17 protein-coding genes are annotated in these 17,508 nt (G+C 40.6%); 10 read left to right on the top strand and 7 right to left on the bottom strand.

The window, feature by feature from the left end:
• Positions 1 to 10: 10 nt before the first annotated feature.
• The 3 genes from E0H82_RS00650 to sdsA all read right to left on the bottom strand — a co-directional run bounded on the left by E0H82_RS00650 (position 11) and on the right by sdsA (position 3,803).
• A complete protein-coding gene (locus tag E0H82_RS00650; protein ID WP_131262529.1) occupies positions 11 to 616 on the bottom strand; it encodes a phosphatase PAP2 family protein in 606 nt (201 codons plus the stop codon).
• A gap of 136 nt (positions 617 to 752) precedes the next feature.
• Positions 753 to 2,804, bottom strand: a complete 2,052-nt coding sequence (locus E0H82_RS00645) for a site-specific recombinase (protein ID WP_131262528.1) — start codon at positions 2,802 to 2,804, stop codon at positions 753 to 755.
• Between the two features lie 21 nt (positions 2,805 to 2,825).
• The gene (sdsA, locus tag E0H82_RS00640; protein WP_131262527.1) at positions 2,826 to 3,803 is read right to left on the bottom strand and encodes an All-trans-nonaprenyl-diphosphate synthase; all 978 of its coding nucleotides are present in this window, start codon (positions 3,801 to 3,803) and stop codon (positions 2,826 to 2,828) included.
• Positions 3,804 to 4,241: 438 nt separating this feature from the next.
• On the opposite strand from sdsA, the gene rplU reads away from it, so the two are divergent.
• From rplU to E0H82_RS00600, 8 genes are all read left to right on the top strand, one after another.
• On the top strand, positions 4,242 to 4,553 hold the full coding sequence (rplU, locus tag E0H82_RS00635; RefSeq protein ID WP_010113102.1) for a 50S ribosomal protein L21: 312 nt from the start codon (positions 4,242 to 4,244) through the stop codon (positions 4,551 to 4,553).
• Positions 4,554 to 4,572: 19 nt separating this feature from the next.
• Positions 4,573 to 4,830 (top strand): 50S ribosomal protein L27, encoded by a 258-nt coding sequence (gene rpmA, locus E0H82_RS00630; RefSeq protein WP_016165771.1) that lies wholly within the window; start codon positions 4,573 to 4,575, stop codon positions 4,828 to 4,830.
• A gap of 230 nt (positions 4,831 to 5,060) precedes the next feature.
• Positions 5,061 to 6,749: a YadA-like family protein gene (locus E0H82_RS16770; protein WP_165492904.1), complete on the top strand. Its 1,689-nt coding sequence runs from the start codon at positions 5,061 to 5,063 to the stop codon at positions 6,747 to 6,749.
• 221 nt (positions 6,750 to 6,970) lie between these two features.
• The gene (lolA, locus tag E0H82_RS00620; protein ID WP_131262526.1) at positions 6,971 to 7,669 is read left to right on the top strand and encodes an outer membrane lipoprotein chaperone LolA; all 699 of its coding nucleotides are present in this window, start codon (positions 6,971 to 6,973) and stop codon (positions 7,667 to 7,669) included.
• A 210-nt stretch (positions 7,670 to 7,879) separates the two neighbouring features.
• A complete protein-coding gene (locus tag E0H82_RS00615) occupies positions 7,880 to 8,677 on the top strand; it encodes an RsiV family protein (protein WP_171458238.1) in 798 nt (265 codons plus the stop codon).
• A 129-nt stretch (positions 8,678 to 8,806) separates the two neighbouring features.
• Positions 8,807 to 10,078, top strand: a complete 1,272-nt coding sequence (gene serS / locus E0H82_RS00610) for a serine--tRNA ligase (RefSeq protein WP_131262525.1) — start codon at positions 8,807 to 8,809, stop codon at positions 10,076 to 10,078.
• 76 nt (positions 10,079 to 10,154) lie between these two features.
• Complete coding sequence (gene cysG / locus E0H82_RS00605; RefSeq protein WP_131262524.1) at positions 10,155 to 11,528, top strand: siroheme synthase CysG; 1,374 nt, start codon at positions 10,155 to 10,157, stop codon at positions 11,526 to 11,528.
• A 107-nt stretch (positions 11,529 to 11,635) separates the two neighbouring features.
• Positions 11,636 to 12,121 (top strand): tRNA (cytidine(34)-2'-O)-methyltransferase, encoded by a 486-nt coding sequence (locus tag E0H82_RS00600; RefSeq protein ID WP_131262523.1) that lies wholly within the window; start codon positions 11,636 to 11,638, stop codon positions 12,119 to 12,121.
• Between the two features lie 23 nt (positions 12,122 to 12,144).
• Here E0H82_RS00600 and E0H82_RS00595 read toward each other — a convergent pair whose 3' ends face one another.
• Positions 12,145 to 12,531 (bottom strand): winged helix-turn-helix transcriptional regulator, encoded by a 387-nt coding sequence (locus E0H82_RS00595; RefSeq protein ID WP_131262522.1) that lies wholly within the window; start codon positions 12,529 to 12,531, stop codon positions 12,145 to 12,147.
• Between the two features lie 181 nt (positions 12,532 to 12,712).
• Here E0H82_RS00595 and E0H82_RS00590 point away from each other — a divergent pair, with 181 nt between their 5' ends.
• Both E0H82_RS00590 and E0H82_RS00585 read left to right on the top strand, forming a co-directional pair.
• Positions 12,713 to 13,429 (top strand): SDR family NAD(P)-dependent oxidoreductase, encoded by a 717-nt coding sequence (locus tag E0H82_RS00590; protein ID WP_131262521.1) that lies wholly within the window; start codon positions 12,713 to 12,715, stop codon positions 13,427 to 13,429.
• Between the two features lie 72 nt (positions 13,430 to 13,501).
• On the top strand, positions 13,502 to 14,056 hold the full coding sequence (locus E0H82_RS00585) for a flavodoxin family protein (RefSeq protein ID WP_131262520.1): 555 nt from the start codon (positions 13,502 to 13,504) through the stop codon (positions 14,054 to 14,056).
• Positions 14,057 to 14,102: 46 nt separating this feature from the next.
• Here the strand turns inward: E0H82_RS00585 and E0H82_RS00580 are convergent, their stop codons facing one another.
• The 3 genes from E0H82_RS00580 to E0H82_RS00570 all read right to left on the bottom strand — a co-directional run bounded on the left by E0H82_RS00580 (position 14,103) and on the right by E0H82_RS00570 (position 17,463).
• Positions 14,103 to 15,500, bottom strand: a complete 1,398-nt coding sequence (locus E0H82_RS00580) for an APC family permease (RefSeq protein WP_131262519.1) — start codon at positions 15,498 to 15,500, stop codon at positions 14,103 to 14,105.
• A 243-nt stretch (positions 15,501 to 15,743) separates the two neighbouring features.
• Positions 15,744 to 16,928, bottom strand: a complete 1,185-nt coding sequence (locus tag E0H82_RS00575; RefSeq protein WP_131262518.1) for an iron-containing alcohol dehydrogenase — start codon at positions 16,926 to 16,928, stop codon at positions 15,744 to 15,746.
• A 1-nt stretch (position 16,929) separates the two neighbouring features.
• On the bottom strand, positions 16,930 to 17,463 hold the full coding sequence (locus E0H82_RS00570) for a hypothetical protein (RefSeq protein WP_131262517.1): 534 nt from the start codon (positions 17,461 to 17,463) through the stop codon (positions 16,930 to 16,932).
• Positions 17,464 to 17,508 lie beyond the last annotated feature (45 nt).

The following is a 17,508-nucleotide window of genomic DNA, read 5'->3' as shown; positions in this document are numbered from 1 at the left end:
TTATCTAAAATTAATTTATTTTTTGCTGAATAGTGTGTTGTAACACTATATATAGCAGGGTAATCCAAATAAAACTTATGCCCCAACCTGCAAGAACATCGGAAGGGAAATGTACGCCCAAATACACTCTTGAGCACCCCATTAAAACGAACCATATAATTGCAAAACAACAAATATATGAATATTTGGAGTGTTCACGGTATACATAAATAACCAGGCCACTTAAAGCAGCAGCATAAACACTATGCGCGCTTGGAAAAGAAGAACCATAACTTTGAACCAAATGAAATATTTCAGGTGGGCGTGGTCTTGCAATCCCGTATTTAAGTAGCCAAGCAAAGGCTCCGCTTCCAATCAGTCCTAAACAAATTAGTAATATATCAGTGTATTTTTTATACCAAGTTAGGTAGGAACTCCATAAAGTGGTAAAAAAAAGTACAGCTGGCATCCCCCCAATTGCTGATAGTAGCGTTGTTATTTGGTTCAGATTCTCAGTACGATGATGACTTGCCCATTCGACTATAGCCAAATCGAATGAAAGCAGAGTGGGAGTGTTTAAAATCAAGACACTGAAAAATAACAAAAAACAACCAATAATAAGCAACAAGTACGGCATGCATTAACCTCTTGTTCGTTTAACCGGGCCTCCTCCCAGTTAATATCTGGGACAAAGTGTACTAGCCAGTACACTTTTTTTCAAGTCTGTGTGAACTCGGTTAAATTTTTCTATAGTAAGGTGGAAATATAACAAATCATTTACTTAAAGTTTTGTGAGAATTTGTAGTTTCGTCAACGACTAAAGGCGATTTTGGTGGCCAAAAGAAATCACTTGGACGCGTTAAAAAGTGGGTCAGTACTAATTTTGCCAACGGTTTCCATTGCTCAAAACGCACGCGACGCGCCCTCAAAGCAACAATAATGGTCAGTGTGAAACTCACAAATAAGTTAGTCAAACCAATTAAAAGGACACCTAAAAAAGATACAATAATTAGGCCAATATCAGGGCTATCATTAATATTTATGAGACCTTGTATAAAATTGGCAGAGGCAAAGGCAATATGTCGAATATCTAAGGGCAGACCTAAAATAAAACCTATAGTGCCCATGCTGCCGAGCATGATCCCAAAAATAAAATTACCCGCGAGCGCACCTAAATTCCGTTCTACATATTCTGCAAATTTATTCAGGCGTTCTTGTCCTAAGTATGATTTCAACTGCTGATGTGCTTTAAGTCTGGGTCCTACTTTTCGGTAAACTGCCATATTGTCGAAGTATCCCGCAATTAAGCCAGATAGAAAAAGACAGATCCCTGCAATAGCTGCATGTGGAATAGCTAAAGACGTAAATGGATTTAAATCATGTAATGTCTTTGCCGCTTTGGCATGATTCATTAACGGTTCATGTAGTCCAGTTTGCCATAACCAAGCAATCAATGCCGCTGTTGGAATGGCTATAGAAATATTGCCAATAATTGCAATAAATTGGGTGCGAATAATATTAATAATTAAAGCTGCTAACTCAGCAATTTGTGCCGTCTTAGAGCCTTTACGATGCTGTACCGTTGACGCGAGTGCTGCTGCTGTCATCGCAGGTTGCTTAGTTGCGACAGTACAATGCACAATATGAATAAGCATGAAACCAAAAGAATAATTCATGCTATACACAAACGCTTGCATGATGGGTGCCATCACGACACGAGATGCTAGGGTTTTTAAAGTGGCCATGATGGCAATAATTACCCCAGCACCTGCAGCAGAGCGGTACATAGACCAAAAACTTTTTTTATCCGTACTTACATAGTGTTCACCTGTTTTACTGGCGTTTTCAGTCACTTGTAAGGCAATCAGTTCGCTGTTATTGGCCAATAATGCACGGACACTGCGTTCATTATAAATCGCTTGGCTAATATTGGTGAGTAGGCTACCTATAGCTTGGTAACGAACCTTATCTTCTTCAACAATCAATTGCAGAAGCAGTTCTATTCGATCAAGGCATTGCTCTAATAAAGAGAGCAAATAGGTGAGACTAATACTCACCCCAATCCTTTTGGTGGCACGTCGAATTTTTAAGACCACTTCTCGACATTGATCAATCATGACCAAGGCTTGTGAAGCATCGGGTGGCGCAATAACAGCAAATTCATCCCGATTTTGATGCAATTTTTTATAATGCTGAATAAATTCAATAATTTCACGATTTTGTTCTAAGAACGGAGATTCGTATTCAGTCAGTTCGGGTTGTGCATTAATAAATTCAGGGTATAAGCCAATGCCACTAATTCGATATGAAATCACGGTAATCGCTTTAATCAGCTCATGTTTAATTTTGAGCTTTTCTTTCTGATTGCTATGACCTTGGTTTAAGAGTTGAAATAACTGCTGCCAATTTTTTTCAGAAATTTGATCTAGCCAGTAGTGATCACTTGGTTGATGAAATACTCGTCGAACCAATTCTTGGAGTTGGGTTCCATCATGGATTAAGGGTAAAAAGTGAGCGCCTACGCGCTGAGCCAACTGATTCCAAAAACCATCAAGCGATAAAATCCCTGTATCAGCAAATAAGCTGGTCTGTTTATATTGATTGATCAGGCGCAGAAGGAAACTTTGTAAAGTAATTGCAGCATGTGGCGTAAGTAAAAGAGTTTGAATAAATTGCTGAAATTTTTGTTCTATTTCGTCTATGTTTTTACTGTCACTGGGTCGAATGTGATTCACCAGCTCAATCAGCAGAAGATCATCAACAGCCTGAGGAAACTCAAGCTGTTGCTGCATGTTCCGCAATACATCATTAAATTGTATATGCATAAGCAAATAAGCAAGTCTACTTTATTGAATTCGGTGTAAGGCTAATTGTGCCAAGTTTGATAATGCTTGACGATACTGTGTATCAGGCAAAGCCATAAGTGCTGCCAACGCAGCTTCAGTTTCTTCAGTAGCACGTTTACGACAATAATCCAAAGCGCCAGACTGTTGCACAATTTCGATCACTTGTTCGAGTTGTGTAGTACCACCTGTTGCAATACTCTTACGAATTATTTGGTGTTGCTCGCCTGTGGTGTGTTGTAGTGCAGAGATGAGTGGCAAAGTGGGTTTACCTTCCATTAAATCATCACCAATATTTTTACCCAGTGTTTCAGCATCAGATGTGTAATCTAAAATGTCGTCAATAATTTGGAAGGCATTGCCAAAATGACCAGCAAATTTTCTAAGAGGTTCACGGTATTCTGGTGTACCTGTCAGGATTGCAGCCCCTTCAGTCGCCAGCTCAAACAAACGCGAAGTTTTGCCATGAATAATATCTAAGTACGTTTGTTCGTTGGTATCGGGTTGGTGTTGAGCTTGCAGTTGCAATACTTCACCTTCAGCAATTTCACACGTTCCTGTAGAAAAGTCTTTTAATAAGGTCATGTTGTTCAAATCGACCAGTAAGTCGAAAGAACGTGAAATTAGAAAATCACCAACTAAAACCGCAGTCTGATTGTTCCATGTTGCATTTGCGGTCGGGCGGCCACGACGTAAACCAGATTCATCTACAACATCATCATGCACAAGCGTTGCGGTGTGCAACATTTCAATAATGGCAGCCAATTTTCGTTGTTGTGCTAAATCTTCAGCACCGCAGGCTTTGGCTGCAAGTAAGCACATAATTGGGCGCATACGTTTTCCGCCTGCTTCAACCACATGTTTACTGACGGCCATCACTAATGCAACTTTAGATGTAATTCCTTCATTAATAAATGTGTCCATCTCAGCAAAGTCTTGAGCTACAGGGGCGAGAATATCTTGCTTAAAATCGATAGACATAGGAATAGAAACCTCTATTGGTTAAGTGATGTTTTCAACGGTAGCGTCGTTATTTGTAGTGTAATCAAAAATTAGAATCAAAAAAATGACACAGTAAACAAGGTTGCTGATGTGCGATCATTTGGACTGATTGACTACCATAGACACCTAAACGACGTTTTGGATGACATCAAAAATGTATCTGCTGACTATAGTAGCGAATTGATTTTAAAAATCTATTGTTTATTACACAGTCGTATGTGTTTCATTCTATTTTAATTTAGCATGTAGGGGCTTCAAACCAAACTTAGGGCTAAGTTTGGTTTTTTTTGTGAAGATGGCTTGTTGTTTATGCAATAATCACTTAAAATCTGTCCCCTTATATAACCCCAGTGGCGGTCGTTTTAAGCTCGATATATCCCTTTATCGACACGGCGACACGGGCAAGTTGGAGTACATATGTACGCAGTAATCCAAAGCGGTGGTAAACAGCACCGTGTAGTTGAGGGTGAAACCCTTAAAGTTGAATTATTGAAAGCTGAAACTGGCGCGACTATTACGTTTGATGACGTATTAATGGTTGTGAATGGCGAAAGCATTCAAATCGGTGCTCCAGTTGTAGCTGGCGCGAAAGTAACTGCAGAAGTGGTTGGTCATGGTCGTCACGACAAAATCCGTATTGTTAAAATGCGTCGTCGTAAACATTACCGTAAACAACAAGGTCACCGTCAATGGTTTACTGAGTTGAAAATTACTGCGATTGCAGGCTAATCACTAGGAGTATATAGACATGGCATCTAAAAAAGCCGGTGGCTCGACTAAGAACGGTCGTGACTCAAATCCTAAGATGTTAGGTGTTAAAATGTACGGTGGTCAAGCTGTGACTGCTGGTAACATTATCGTTCGTCAACGTGGTACAGAATTCCACGCTGGTGCAAATGTTGGTATGGGCCGTGACCATACTTTATTTGCTACTGCTGACGGCGTAATTAAGTTTGAAGTGAAAGGTCAATTTGGCCGTCGCTATGTAACTGTTGAAACTGCATAAGTTTTAAAAGTTCCGAAAAAACCCGCATTTTATGCGGGTTTTTTTTTATATTTTTAAGATGAATTTTTCTAGAAATGATTTAAGCCAAAAGATGAACCAGTGCATTGTTCTTTACCGTACTCTGTCTTACTAAAATATTATTAGTCACAAAATACCAAAAAATAGTGATGTACGTCACATTAATTTGGGCGTGTAATAGATGAAATAGGAGAAGGATAAGGAAGAAGGACATGAAAAAATTAAATCAAAATGTCTTCGGTGTTCCGAATAGTCAAATGACGAAAGCCTTAGAAAATAAGCTACAAAAAGAACAAACCCATATTAGTGCTGCCGTATCTGCTGCAATGAATCTACAAACACTTGAGCCAAACCGTTATCTACGTAAACAAAAGTTTGCTGTGCAAGTGCTTCTTTTAAGTGCAATTTTAATGACAGCGAATACAAATGTTTTTGCAACTTCATGTAATTCTAATCAAGACACAGGTAGTTGTCCTGAGAGTGGAATACCAGGACCAACTGGTCCTGCTGGGGCTGATGGTTTAAGTGCATATGAAGTTGCTGTTGATAGTGGTTTTGTAGGTACTGAAGAACAATGGTTGGCATCACTTGTCGGAGCCACAGGCGCAACGGGTGCTCAGGGTGAACAAGGTATTCAAGGTGAAACGGGAGCCACAGGTGCTACCGGAGCTACAGGGGCAACTGGTGAAACGGGTGCTACAGGGGCAACGGGTGCTACAGGCGCTACTGGAGCAACAGGTGCTCAGGGTGAACAAGGTATTCAAGGTTTACAAGGCATTCAAGGTGAAACGGGAGCCACAGGTGCTACCGGAGCCACAGGTGCTACAGGGGCAACTGGTGAAACGGGTGCAACTGGAGCAACAGGTGCTCAGGGTGAACAAGGTATTCAAGGTTTACAAGGCATTCAAGGTGAAACGGGAGCCACAGGTGCTACCGGAGCCACAGGTGCAACAGGTGCTCAGGGTGAACAAGGTATTCAAGGTTTACAAGGCATTCAAGGTGAAACGGGAGCCACAGGTGCTACAGGGGCAACTGGTGCTCAGGGTGAACAAGGTATTCAAGGTTTACAAGGCATTCAAGGTGAAACGGGAGCCACAGGTGCTACCGGAGCCACAGGTGCTACAGGGGCAACTGGTGCTCAGGGTGAACAAGGTATTCAAGGTTTACAAGGCATTCAAGGTGAAACGGGAGCCACAGGTGCTACCGGAGCCACAGGTGCAACTGGAGCAACAGGTGCTCAGGGTGAACAGGGTATTCAAGGTGTAACTGGTGCGACAGGGGCTACGGGTGCGATAGGTACTCAAGGTCTAAATGCCTATCAACAAGCTGTAGAAAATGGCTTTGATGGTACGGTTGTTGAGTGGTTGGCAAGTCTTAAAGGGGTAAATGGTACTACAGGAACCAATGGTATTAGTGCTTATCAGCTAGCATTAAACAATGGTTATGCTGGAACTATTACTCAATGGCTAGCAAGTCTTAAAGGTACAGATGGTGCCGATGGTACAAATGGTATCACTCCAGAGGAAATGGCTGCTGCGGATACCACTATCTTGAACCAAGCCAAAACTTACATAAATCAAGTTGGTCAGCAAACTCTGAATGATGCGAAAGCTTATACTGATAGTCGAGTGAATGCATTGAATCGAGACATGCGAGATTTGGAAGATCGAACATATGCTGCTGTAGCTTCTAGTATCGCAATCGCTTCTTTACCACAACCTACTGAAGCAGGCATGAGTATGGTGAGTGGTGGTGTTGGATTCTGGGAAGGTGAGCAAGGTTATGCTTTCGGTGTCAGTGGTGTAACCGCAAATAATAAATATGTCTATAAAGTTGCTTTGACTGGCAATAGCCAAGGTGACTTTGGTGGCGGTGCTTCTGTAGGTTATCAATGGAAGTAAGTATAAATTGATCTTAGTAGCTCAAGCAGAAAAGCTCCTGAACTTCAGGGGCTTTTTTGCATATGAGCTAAAAAAATGATCTTCATCATGATGGATGTGTTACTACATTAAACATTAATATTTATACAAATCTTCTTATTTTCTCAATTATTAGCCATTGGATTTGGTTTAATATGTGGCTTTCAATAGATTGCGAAATAGCAAATAAAAAAGGTGATGACATGAATATGCTTCGTAAAACCATGTGTGCTATGGCATTGGGTGCAGCGACACTCGCACCGATGATGAGTACTACTGTTTTTGCAGCACCTGTAGCGGCATCGGAGCAACAAGCAACTGCAAACTTGGTTAAGCAGTTAAGTGGTATTCAAAGTTTATCGGCTAATTTTGAGCAAACAACAAAAGCTTCAAGTGGTGCGAACAAGGCGCAAAAAAAAGGTTTAACTGCACAACACATGAATCAAACCTTTAAAGGGACAATGAAAGTTGCACGCCCAGGAAAATTCTATTGGGAAACGACAACACCTGCAAAACAAACTATCGTAACTTCAGGTAAAACGGTATGGATTTATGACCCTGACTTACAACAAGCAGTTCGTCAAAGTTTAGATGAGCAAGTTGCAAATACGCCGGCGTTGTTATTATCGGGTAATACCAACCAGATTATGAAGTCTTACCGTGTTACTCAACCGAATAAAGGAAAAACCTATTACACCCTTTATCCAAAGAGTGATGATGGTGCCTTCCAAAGCTTAACTATTAGTTTTGGTGTGAATAAAGCTCCGAATTTGATGATCTTACAAGATTCCTTGGGTCAAACCACTTATGTGAAATTTAATAATGTTAAGGTGAATGCGGCAATTCCTGCATCAACTTTTAATTTTACTCCACCGAAGGGTACAGACATTATTGATCAATAAATCTGAAAATCTCCATCAAATGACGAGTGATAAAAAATGCAGCCTAAGTGCTGCATTTTTTTACATTAATAATCCAATAAATGATTCCGATTGAAATATTCATCAAAATATGTAGTCAATACGTCGGGCTACATTTTGTAATTTCATCTTAAAGTGAGAGTTTGTATAGTGAAATACATCGTTTGAAGATACCGAATATAAGGTTTATTTATGAACACTTTCCAATTAAAACAACGAAATTTGGTTTTGCCATTACTCTGTTCAATGGTTTTATTTGTGGGTTGTCAGCCTAAAGACACCTCACAGAACTCTGCGGAAGCCAAAACTACAGCACCGAAAGCATCGACGGCTCAAATTATTCCTGCAATTCAGGCAAAAGTAGTCGCAGTCAAATTGGCTAAACCCGAAGCGTGTGAAACGGAAGGGTGTACGCAATATGATATTCAAACGGTTGCAACCAATTTTAAGTGGATTGATCAGTATTTTATGGATCGGCTTAAAAAAGCCGATCCAATTGCATTTTCGGATCAGCCCAATCAAAAAGTACGTATTGAAGAAGGTGCTCAGCCGGGTTTGAATCAAAGTTCAACCTACGTACGTTATGTAGGGCAAAACGATAATTTCGCAACGTTTGCCATGCAGAGTTATAGCTATTCAGCAGGCGCGGCACATGGCATATACCATCAGGAATTCGTGAATTTTGATCTGAACAAGAAAAAACGTTTAGCCCTGCAAGATGTTTTAATTAAAGGTGTTGATGCACAAGTTTTAGATGCGCTGTATGACAATAATATAAATTGGCTGCAAGAACATAATATTGAAATGGCAAAATTACAGCTCAGCGATAACTTTTATTATGGTGCAAATGGTTTGGTATTTGTGTATCCACTTTATGAGTTAGCGTCTTATGCTGAAGGAATGAGTGAGTTGACACTACCGTACTACAGCTTGAAAAAATTTGTACGCCCTGAATATTTACCAAGCTTGCCGCAATATCCTGAGCATTAAAATACACATGAATAAGCCTAATTGATGGATTATTACCTGAATGTGGAGGCGCTTGAACGTTGCCGACTGTATTTTTTGGTATGAACAGCTTACACTATAGCCAGTTTTTTTCTTTAGCAAAGACTGGCTATGATCGACCCGAAATTAATCAGAACAAATATTGAGGCTGTAAATTTAGCCTTGGCAAAACGTGGTATTCAATTGGATGTAGCCGAGTGGGCATCATTAGAAGCTCGCCGTAAAGATTTACAATCCAAAACTGAAGCGTTACAGGCTGAGCGTAATGCGGGCGCAAAACAAGTTGGTCAAATTAAAAAAGCGGGCGGTGATGCATCCGAAATCATGGCGCGTATGGGCGCTATTGGTGATGAAATTAAAGCCGCTGAAGTTGCTTTAGCAGAATTACAAGCGGAACTTGAAGCAAAATTACTTTCAATTCCAAACATGCCACATGAGTCTGTGCCAGAGGGTAAAGACGAGAGTGATAATGTTGAAGTATATACATGGGGTACACCACGTAGCTTCGATTTTGAGGTCAAAGATCACACCGACCTTGGCGAATGGATGGGTGGTTTAGAGTTTGAAACGGCAACCAAATTAACAGGTTCACGTTTTAGCGTTCTGAAAGGACCATTAGCACGTTTACAGCGTGCATTAACTCAATTTATGCTCGATACGCATACCTTAAAAAATGGTTATACCGAAGCGTATGTACCATATTTGGTGAATGCTGATTCTTTGCGTGGTACAGGGCAACTTCCTAAATTTGAAGAAGATTTATTCAAATTACAGGGCGAAAAAGAATACTACTTAATTCCGACTGCTGAAGTGCCAGTTACTAACTTTGTGCGCGATGAAATTATTGATGCAGATCGTTTGCCATTAAAATATGCAGCGCATACGCCATGTTTTCGTAGTGAAGCAGGCTCTTATGGTCGTGATACGCGTGGTTTAATTCGCCAGCATCAGTTTGATAAAGTTGAAATGGTGCAAATTGTAAAACCTGAAGATTCAATGCAAGCCTTAGAAGAATTAACAGGCCATGCAGAAGGTATTTTGCAAGCATTGGGCTTACCTTATCGTAAAATCACGTTGTGTGGTGGCGATATGGGTTTTGGTGCAGCAAAAACTTACGACCTTGAAGTTTGGGTACCAAGTCAAAATACCTATCGTGAAATTTCTTCATGCTCAAACATGTGGGATTTCCAAGCACGTCGTATGAAAGCACGTTACCGCGCTGATCAGAAGAAAACAGAGTTTGTGCATACTTTGAATGGTTCTGGATTGGCGGTAGGACGTACCTTGTTGGCTGTGATGGAAAACTATCAACGCGCTGATGGATCAATTGAAGTTCCAGCAGCATTACGTCCATATATGGGCGGTGCCGAATACATCGATTAATTAATTTTTCGATGGGTGTGCGTTTGTGCACGAAAATTGCTTTAAGACGATCAGATGTAAATATTAGAGGTATTCCGTGGAAATATTTCCAATCTCTTTAAAGCTGCAACAGCAACCCTGTCTGATTGTCGGCGGTGGGCGTATCGCCTACCGTAAAGCGGTTTTATTAGCCAAAGCAGGGGCAATTTTGGATGTAATTGCGCCTGAAATTGAACCTGATTTATTAACATTGCTTGAGCAAACTCAAGGTCAGTATATTGCTGAAGATTTTCGGCAACAGGTCAATTTACGCGATTATCGCCTCGTGATCGCTGCAACGAATGATGCTTTTGTGAATCAGCAGGTGTTTGAAGCCTGTGAAGCTGAAAAGGTGTTGGTCAATAGTGTAGATGATCCACCCCATTGTCGTTTTATGGTCCCTGCCATTATTGATCGCTCACCACTGATTATTTCTGTAGCGAGCAATGGCACATCTCCTGTTTTATCTCGTCAAATTCGAACGCAGTTGGAAACCCTAATTCCACATGGTATGGGTAAACTGGCGCAGTTTTCGGGTAAATGGCGTGCGACGGTTAAACAGAAAATTATCAATCCTGACGAACGACGCATTTTTTGGGAAGATTTGTATGCAAGTCCACTCAAAGAGCAGGTGTTTAATGGCAATGAAGCTGAAGCCGATCAACTGATTGAGCAGGCACTACAAGAATGGAAAACTCCGAAAGGGGAAGTCTATTTGGTGGGTGCTGGACCTGGCGATCCTGAATTATTGACCTTAAAAGCATTACGCTTAATGCAACAAGCGGATGTAGTCATTTATGACCGTTTAGTGTCACAGCCGATTATGGATTTATGTCGTCGTGATGCAGAAAAAATATATGTAGGCAAAGCTCGCTCTCACCATTCAGTACCTCAAGACGGTATTAATGCGTTATTGGTCAAGTACGCGAGTCAAGGTAAGCGTGTTTGTCGGCTAAAAGGCGGTGATCCTTTTATTTTTGGTCGTGGTGGCGAAGAAATTCAAGAGCTGTTTGATGCAGGCATTACCTTCCAAGTTGTACCTGGTATTACTGCGGCATCAGGCTGTTCGGCTTATGCAGGTATTCCGCTGACGCATCGTGACTATGCCCAAAGTGTCCGTTTTTTAACAGGGCATTTAAAGGAAGGTTCACCTGAGTTGCCTTGGGATGAGCTGGTCTATGAAAATCAAACCTTAGTGTTGTACATGGGCTTGGTTGGGTTGGAAAATACCTGTCAGCAATTAATTGCTCATGGACAACGCCCCAATATGCCTGTTGCCTTGATTTCTAAAGGTACAACACCAGAGCAACAAGTGGTTGTAGGTACGTTGGCGGATATTGCGAGTAAAGTGAGCGAACATCATATTCAAGCACCGACTTTAACCATCATTGGTGAGGTGGTGAGTTTACGCGAACAATTACAGTGGCAGTAATATGATTGCCATTGTTTCATTCCATCTGCTATTTATCGAAGATTGAATTGTTCTGATATTGAACGGTTCATCTAAGGTAGAGCAAAATTATTAAGTTGAGAAATGTTGTGATCCATGTTGTTTTATACGAGCCTGAAATTCCTGCCAACACAGGAAATATCATTCGTTTATGTGCCAATACTGGAGCGCAGCTACACTTGGTCAAACCTTTAGGTTTTGAGTTGGATGATAAAAAACTCAAACGTGCGGGTTTGGACTATCATGAATGGGCACGTATGCAAATTTGGGACAACATTGAACAATGTCTTGAATTTTTGGCAACGCAAGGTGTGGACAAAGAAGCCATCTATCCTTTAACCACTAAAGGAACTGAAACACCACATACTTCTAATTTGAATCGACCAGTTGCATTATTAATGGGACCAGAAACACGTGGTTTACCAGAACATGTGCGTTTAATGTTTCCACAGCAACATTGGATTCGTTTACCGATGGCAGCTAATTCGCGCAGTTTGAATTTATCTAATGCCACTGCGGTAATCGTTTATGAAGCATGGCGTCAGCAAGGCTTTAAGCAACTAGTAGAAGAATAAAGTAATAAAATGGCAGAGTCGATTTAAACGGACTCTGCTTGTTCTTGACGTTGATCAAATCCATGTCTAGATTTTAAGACTTTCCCCATATTGGCTTCGACCCAATCTTTCATTTGATAGGCATTTTGCACAAAATCTTTGCCTATTTCTGTCAGTGCATATTCAACGCGGATGACATTGTCTTCGTGAATAGTGCGCGTTAAAAATCCATCGCGTTCCAATATTTTCAATTTCTGCGAGAGTACTTTAGGTGAAATTCCTAAGATATTTTTTTTCAATTCGTTGAAATGCTGAGATTCCTGATCCAGCGTATATACAATTAATAAGATCCATTTATCTGCAAATTTTTCAAAAAAAAGTCGCGCAGGACAATCAGGGTGAAAAATATTAAATTTCAGTGGTTTATTCATAAATTTACGACCTCATTGCTTACATTTCACCACTTTAAATATCAATTTCTATACCAGTTACCTTGTGGTAACTAATTGATACTAGGTTTCATAAGTGTATCATGAGTAAATGAAGATTGCGCTGCTGTTGTGAATAGAGGCTGTATTGCGATCACCAATCATTTTGGGGATGGGTCATGCAATGAACATTACAGATGCCGTTGTTTTTGTTACAGGTGCTAATCGCGGGCTAGGTTTGGCAATTGCACGTGAAGCACGTAAACAAGGTGCTAAAAAAATATATGTCGCAATGCGCCAGATCGTTGGGTTTCAAGAAGAAGGTTTAATTCCTGTTCAACTTGATGTGAATGATGAACAGTCTATCCAGCATGCAGTTCAAACTTGTGCTGATACGAATATATTGGTCAATAATGCAGGTATTGCACTGTTAAATACGCATCCTGTAGATGTCAATATTATTGAAACAACACATAAAATTTTAGAAACCAATTTGTTTGGCATGATGCGGGTCTCACAAATATTTTCACCCATTTTGCAGCAAAACCGACAGGGTTATGTGGTGAATATTTTGTCGGATGTCTCTTGGGAACCCAGTACGTCATTAACAGGTTATGCAATTTCTAAAGCGGCTGCGTGGTCTTATACCAACTCCAGTCGCCAATGGTTATCTCAGTTTCATATTCAGGTGATGGGAGTGCATGTTGGGTTTATTGATACAGATTTAACACGGGGTTTACCTATTGCTAAGTTTAGCCCTGAGTTTGTTGCGGAACAGATCTTTGCGGGGATTCAACAAAATGCTTATGAAGTTCTGGTGGGGGAGAGAACACAAAGTTTAAAACAAGGTTTGAGTGCTGTCGTGGCAAGTTATGTCAAACTCGAACCCGATCAGATTTAGTGAACAGTAATTGTGTGGCTTCATGATTGTAATGAAGTCTCAAAATGTTTGATTTAAATAGAGGAAAACAAGATGTCTAATATTTCGGTGGTTTATTTTTCTGGTTATGGTCATACCAAAGTGATTGCACAAACTTTTGCTCAGGAAATTTCAGCAAATTTAATTGAAATTGATGCAAATGGTGATATTCAAGAACAGGATTGGGAGACACTCGATCAATCGGATGCGATTGTATTTGGTGCCCCGACCTACATGGGAACTGCACCTTGGCAATTTAAAAAGTTTGCTGATGCAACGTCAAAAAAATGGTTCACTAGTGCATGGCAAGATAAAATTTTTGGTGGATTTACCAATAGCGCCAGTTTAAATGGTGATAAACAGGTTACGTTAATTCAGTTACAAACCCTTGCTTCTCAGCATGGCGGAATTTGGGTGAGTTTGGGCTTATTGCCTGCAAATAGTAAATCAGCGACCCGTGAAGATGTGAATAATTTAGGTGGTTCCGTTGGCTTATTGGTCCAAACACCTTCAGATGCGAGTGTTGATGAAATTCCTACTGGTGACCTCAAAACTGCTAAAGCTTATGCACAGCGTATTGCCAAGATTACCAACAAGTTTTTGGCATAAACCAACATAAAAAAAAGACGCATAATGCGTCTTTTTTTTATGAGAATTAATGATGATGATCATCAAATTCATTATGTTGCGGAGCAGGTTGTTTGAAACCTTTGGTTTTATAACCTAAGTATAAAATACCAAACATTGCCCACCACAAACCATATTTCAAAGCAGTTTCTTCAATTTCAAGCCACATAGCAAAAATGCTCAGGAAACCAAGCATTGGAATAACCACGAAGTTCATAATTTCTTTGGTTGATTTCGTGCGACCATCACGCAGTGCATAACGTGAAATCACCGATAGATTCACAAAAGTGAACGCGGTTAAAGCACCAAAACTAATCATTGAAATCACAATATCAAGGTCCATAAAGCCAGCAGTTAAAGCCACTAAACCGACAATTAAAATATTGTAAGATGGGGTATATGTTCTTGGGCTGATATGACCAAATACTTTTTTATTGATGACGCCGTCACGACCCATAACATACATTAAGCGTGATACGCCCGCATGTGCAGAAATACCCGATGCCATTACCGTCACAATCGCAAAATACAGTACCGCTGTTTTGAAGGCGACACCACCTACAGCTTGTAAGATATCTGGTTGAGTTGCAGCAACATCTTCAAAGTAAGTTTTTGGATCATTCGGGAAGTAAATTTGCATGAAATAGGTGCTGATGATGAAAATCACACCTGCAAATAATGCCGTCATGAAAATAGCTTTAGGTAGCGTTTTTTCAGTATCTTTGGTTTCTTCTGCCAACGAACTTAAAGAGTCAAACCCTGTGAAAGAGAAGCAGAGTAAAGTTGCACCTGTAATTAATGCACCAACAGTGGTCATCTCGTTCCAAAATGGTTCAAGGCTCCAAAGCTGATATTTCGCATTGACCAGCGTGCCATCTGCATTCACGCCACCAGCCAGTAATTGATACACCATCCATGTAAAGTATGCGATTACCCCCAACTGAACGAAAACAATCAGACTGTTAAAGTTAGCAACAAAACGCGCACCGCGTAAGTTTACCCCTGTCATCATTGCAGTCAGACCCACAACCCAAACCCAATGGTTTACATCTGGGAATAAGGCCTCTAAATAAATTACCGCCAGAACAATGTTGACCATTGGCGATAATAGATAGTCTAACCAAGATGACCAACCCACCATAAAGCCGACATTCGGGTGAATGGATTTTTGGGCATAGGTATAGGCGGAACCTGAGGATGGGTAGCGACGGATCATGTGTCCGTAACTAATAGAGGTAAATAGAATTGCAACCAAGGCAATAATATAAGAGGTTGGAACATGATAATGGCTTTCTTCCGATACTAAACCAAAAGTATCAAACAAGGTCATTGGCTGAATATATGCTAAGCCAATAATGACGATGTGCCAAAATCCAAGCGTTTTTTGCAGTTTAGCTGCCGATTGAGTCCCAGAGTTATTTGTCAACGGCGTTATCCTCTTAATCGTTGATCAAGGATCAGTCATGTTTATAAGGATCGTTTGAGACGAACGATCCCCCCTATGAATAAAATAAAGTGCGCCAATCTATCCTAAATCGATGTCACTTGTCAGTATTTTTGTAGAACTTTTAGCAAATTCTCTGCCAAATAGGTAAAAAATAAATGACCAATGTGTCATTTATGAAAAAGCCTGATGTTAGAACATCAGGCTTCATTATTTATTGCATTTTTACCATGCTTTTTGAAGAATAGATCTTAAGTCTTCAAAAGATGCTTCCTTCGGATTATAAATGATGGAACCATCATTTAAGGCTTTTTCGGCCACTTCATCTAGTTGAGCTTCGGTGACTTTACCTGTTTCTTGTAGCGTTCTTGGTAGTTTGGTCAGACTGAACAAACGATCACGCATGGCTTGAATGGTCATGATAGCTTTATCTGCACGTAAATGTGCTGGGGTTTGTGCATAAATATCAGCTCCTGCAAGCGGAAGCAGTAGGTCTGCAATTTTATCGCCATTTATTTCTTTGTTGTATTCCAACACATATGGCAGGAATAGATTCATGCATAGACCGTGGGGCAGGTGAGCTACAGCACCCAGTGCATGTCCTAAAGAATGAACCAGACCGACCATAGAATTAGAGAAGGCAATGCCTGCCATAGTAGATGCTTGCGCCAGTTCTAAACGACCTTGTGAATCATTAAGGTTATCTAAAACATTAAATAGATTAGCGCTAATTTTCTTAATCGCAGCCGTTGCATAAGCATCACTGATTGGGTTGGCTGCCATGCATGTGTAGGCTTCAATTGCATGAGTAAGTGCATCCATTGCCGTCATCGCAGTTAAATGCGGTGGCAAAGTAAGCGTCATGCGTGGATCAAGAATTGCAGCATGCGGCATAAGGTAGTATGAAGCAAATGCCATTTTTACATTCTTGGAAGTGTCGGATACCACCGCAACCATGGTCACTTCAGAACCTGTACCTGATGTGGTTGGAATCACAAAGAACGGTTTTAACGGCTTAGGTAAGTTGTGTGCGCCTGAATATTGCAGTAAATCATCACCGCCTTCACTGACTAAAATATTGGTAGCTTTAGATGTATCAATCACAGAGCCACCACCAACGGCAATAATCGCATCACATTGGTTTTCACGATATAAGGCAGCAGCTTGACGTACTGTATCTAAACTTGAATCTGGCGGTACATCATCAAAAATACAGCCAATCACTGCATCGGTCGATTCAAAAGCCGCTTCAATGGGTGCCAATAATTGGTTACCACGCACGCCTTTGTCGGTAATGATCATGGGGCGTTTGGCACCCAATGTAGCAAGTTCAAAAGGAATGTGCTCTAACGCGGCATTACCTGCAATAACTTTAACTGGGCAAAAAAATTCGTAATAAGGCTTTGCCATGTTATGCACTCCGTTTGAAATATGATTGAGCCACTTTAAGATAAATATTGGCTGCGCCTGTAAGCTTTTCTTTTAGGTTAAGTTCGTGTGGGTATTGTTTAACTGCAAGTTCAGCCAGTAATTTAGGTAAAATCAATGCTTCCATTTTATTCAAGCAACGAACCAAACGAATGGCATAAGACAAATCACCATCCGCAATCATTCGGTCATTGGCAAATGCTTGGGCTGTACTTTCCTGAAAAGAAAAGACTAAAAAGGCATGACTGAGATGTTTGAAGGTAATGGTAAGGTCTGGTTTTTGCTCAGTGTCGTTCAATAATAACAATTGATGATTATCGGTGACTTTGGCAATAAAAGCGGGACCATGCGGGAATACCTTCATGGACAATACGAAATTTGCAGGGAATTTTGCAACTTCCTGCCGAACTTCATCATCCACCTGACTTGCCATAACCAATCCTCTGCCAATCACATCCATCATGAGTTTGACATAGGCGAGCTGTAAAGCAGGTTTTACTGATTTTTTTAAAATCACTTGCTTATCCCTTAGTTTAAGAGTCTTTTATTTTATTTAGAGTAA

Origin of the sequence: Acinetobacter sp. ANC 4910 (assembly GCF_004331035.1) — a bacterium.
GTDB lineage: Bacteria > Pseudomonadota > Gammaproteobacteria > Pseudomonadales > Moraxellaceae > Acinetobacter.
This window is presented reverse-complemented; position numbering and strand designations above follow the sequence as displayed.

Coding starts and splice junctions, on each gene's coding strand:
- E0H82_RS00585 (WP_131262520.1), top strand. CDS start 13,502: ATGTCTAATATTTCGGTGGTTTATTTTTCTGGTTATGGTCATACCAAA.
- E0H82_RS00645 (WP_131262528.1), bottom strand. CDS start 2,804: ATGCATATACAATTTAATGATGTATTGCGGAACATGCAGCAACAGCTT.
- E0H82_RS00575 (WP_131262518.1), bottom strand. CDS start 16,928: ATGGCAAAGCCTTATTACGAATTTTTTTGCCCAGTTAAAGTTATTGCA.
- lolA (WP_131262526.1), top strand. CDS start 6,971: ATGAATATGCTTCGTAAAACCATGTGTGCTATGGCATTGGGTGCAGCG.
- E0H82_RS00595 (WP_131262522.1), bottom strand. CDS start 12,531: ATGAATAAACCACTGAAATTTAATATTTTTCACCCTGATTGTCCTGCG.
- E0H82_RS00590 (WP_131262521.1), top strand. CDS start 12,713: ATGAACATTACAGATGCCGTTGTTTTTGTTACAGGTGCTAATCGCGGG.
- E0H82_RS00650 (WP_131262529.1), bottom strand. CDS start 616: ATGCCGTACTTGTTGCTTATTATTGGTTGTTTTTTGTTATTTTTCAGT.
- serS (WP_131262525.1), top strand. CDS start 8,807: ATGATCGACCCGAAATTAATCAGAACAAATATTGAGGCTGTAAATTTA.
- rplU (WP_010113102.1), top strand. CDS start 4,242: ATGTACGCAGTAATCCAAAGCGGTGGTAAACAGCACCGTGTAGTTGAG.
- E0H82_RS16770 (WP_165492904.1), top strand. CDS start 5,061: ATGAAAAAATTAAATCAAAATGTCTTCGGTGTTCCGAATAGTCAAATG.
- rpmA (WP_016165771.1), top strand. CDS start 4,573: ATGGCATCTAAAAAAGCCGGTGGCTCGACTAAGAACGGTCGTGACTCA.
- sdsA (WP_131262527.1), bottom strand. CDS start 3,803: ATGTCTATCGATTTTAAGCAAGATATTCTCGCCCCTGTAGCTCAAGAC.
- E0H82_RS00615 (WP_171458238.1), top strand. CDS start 7,880: ATGAACACTTTCCAATTAAAACAACGAAATTTGGTTTTGCCATTACTC.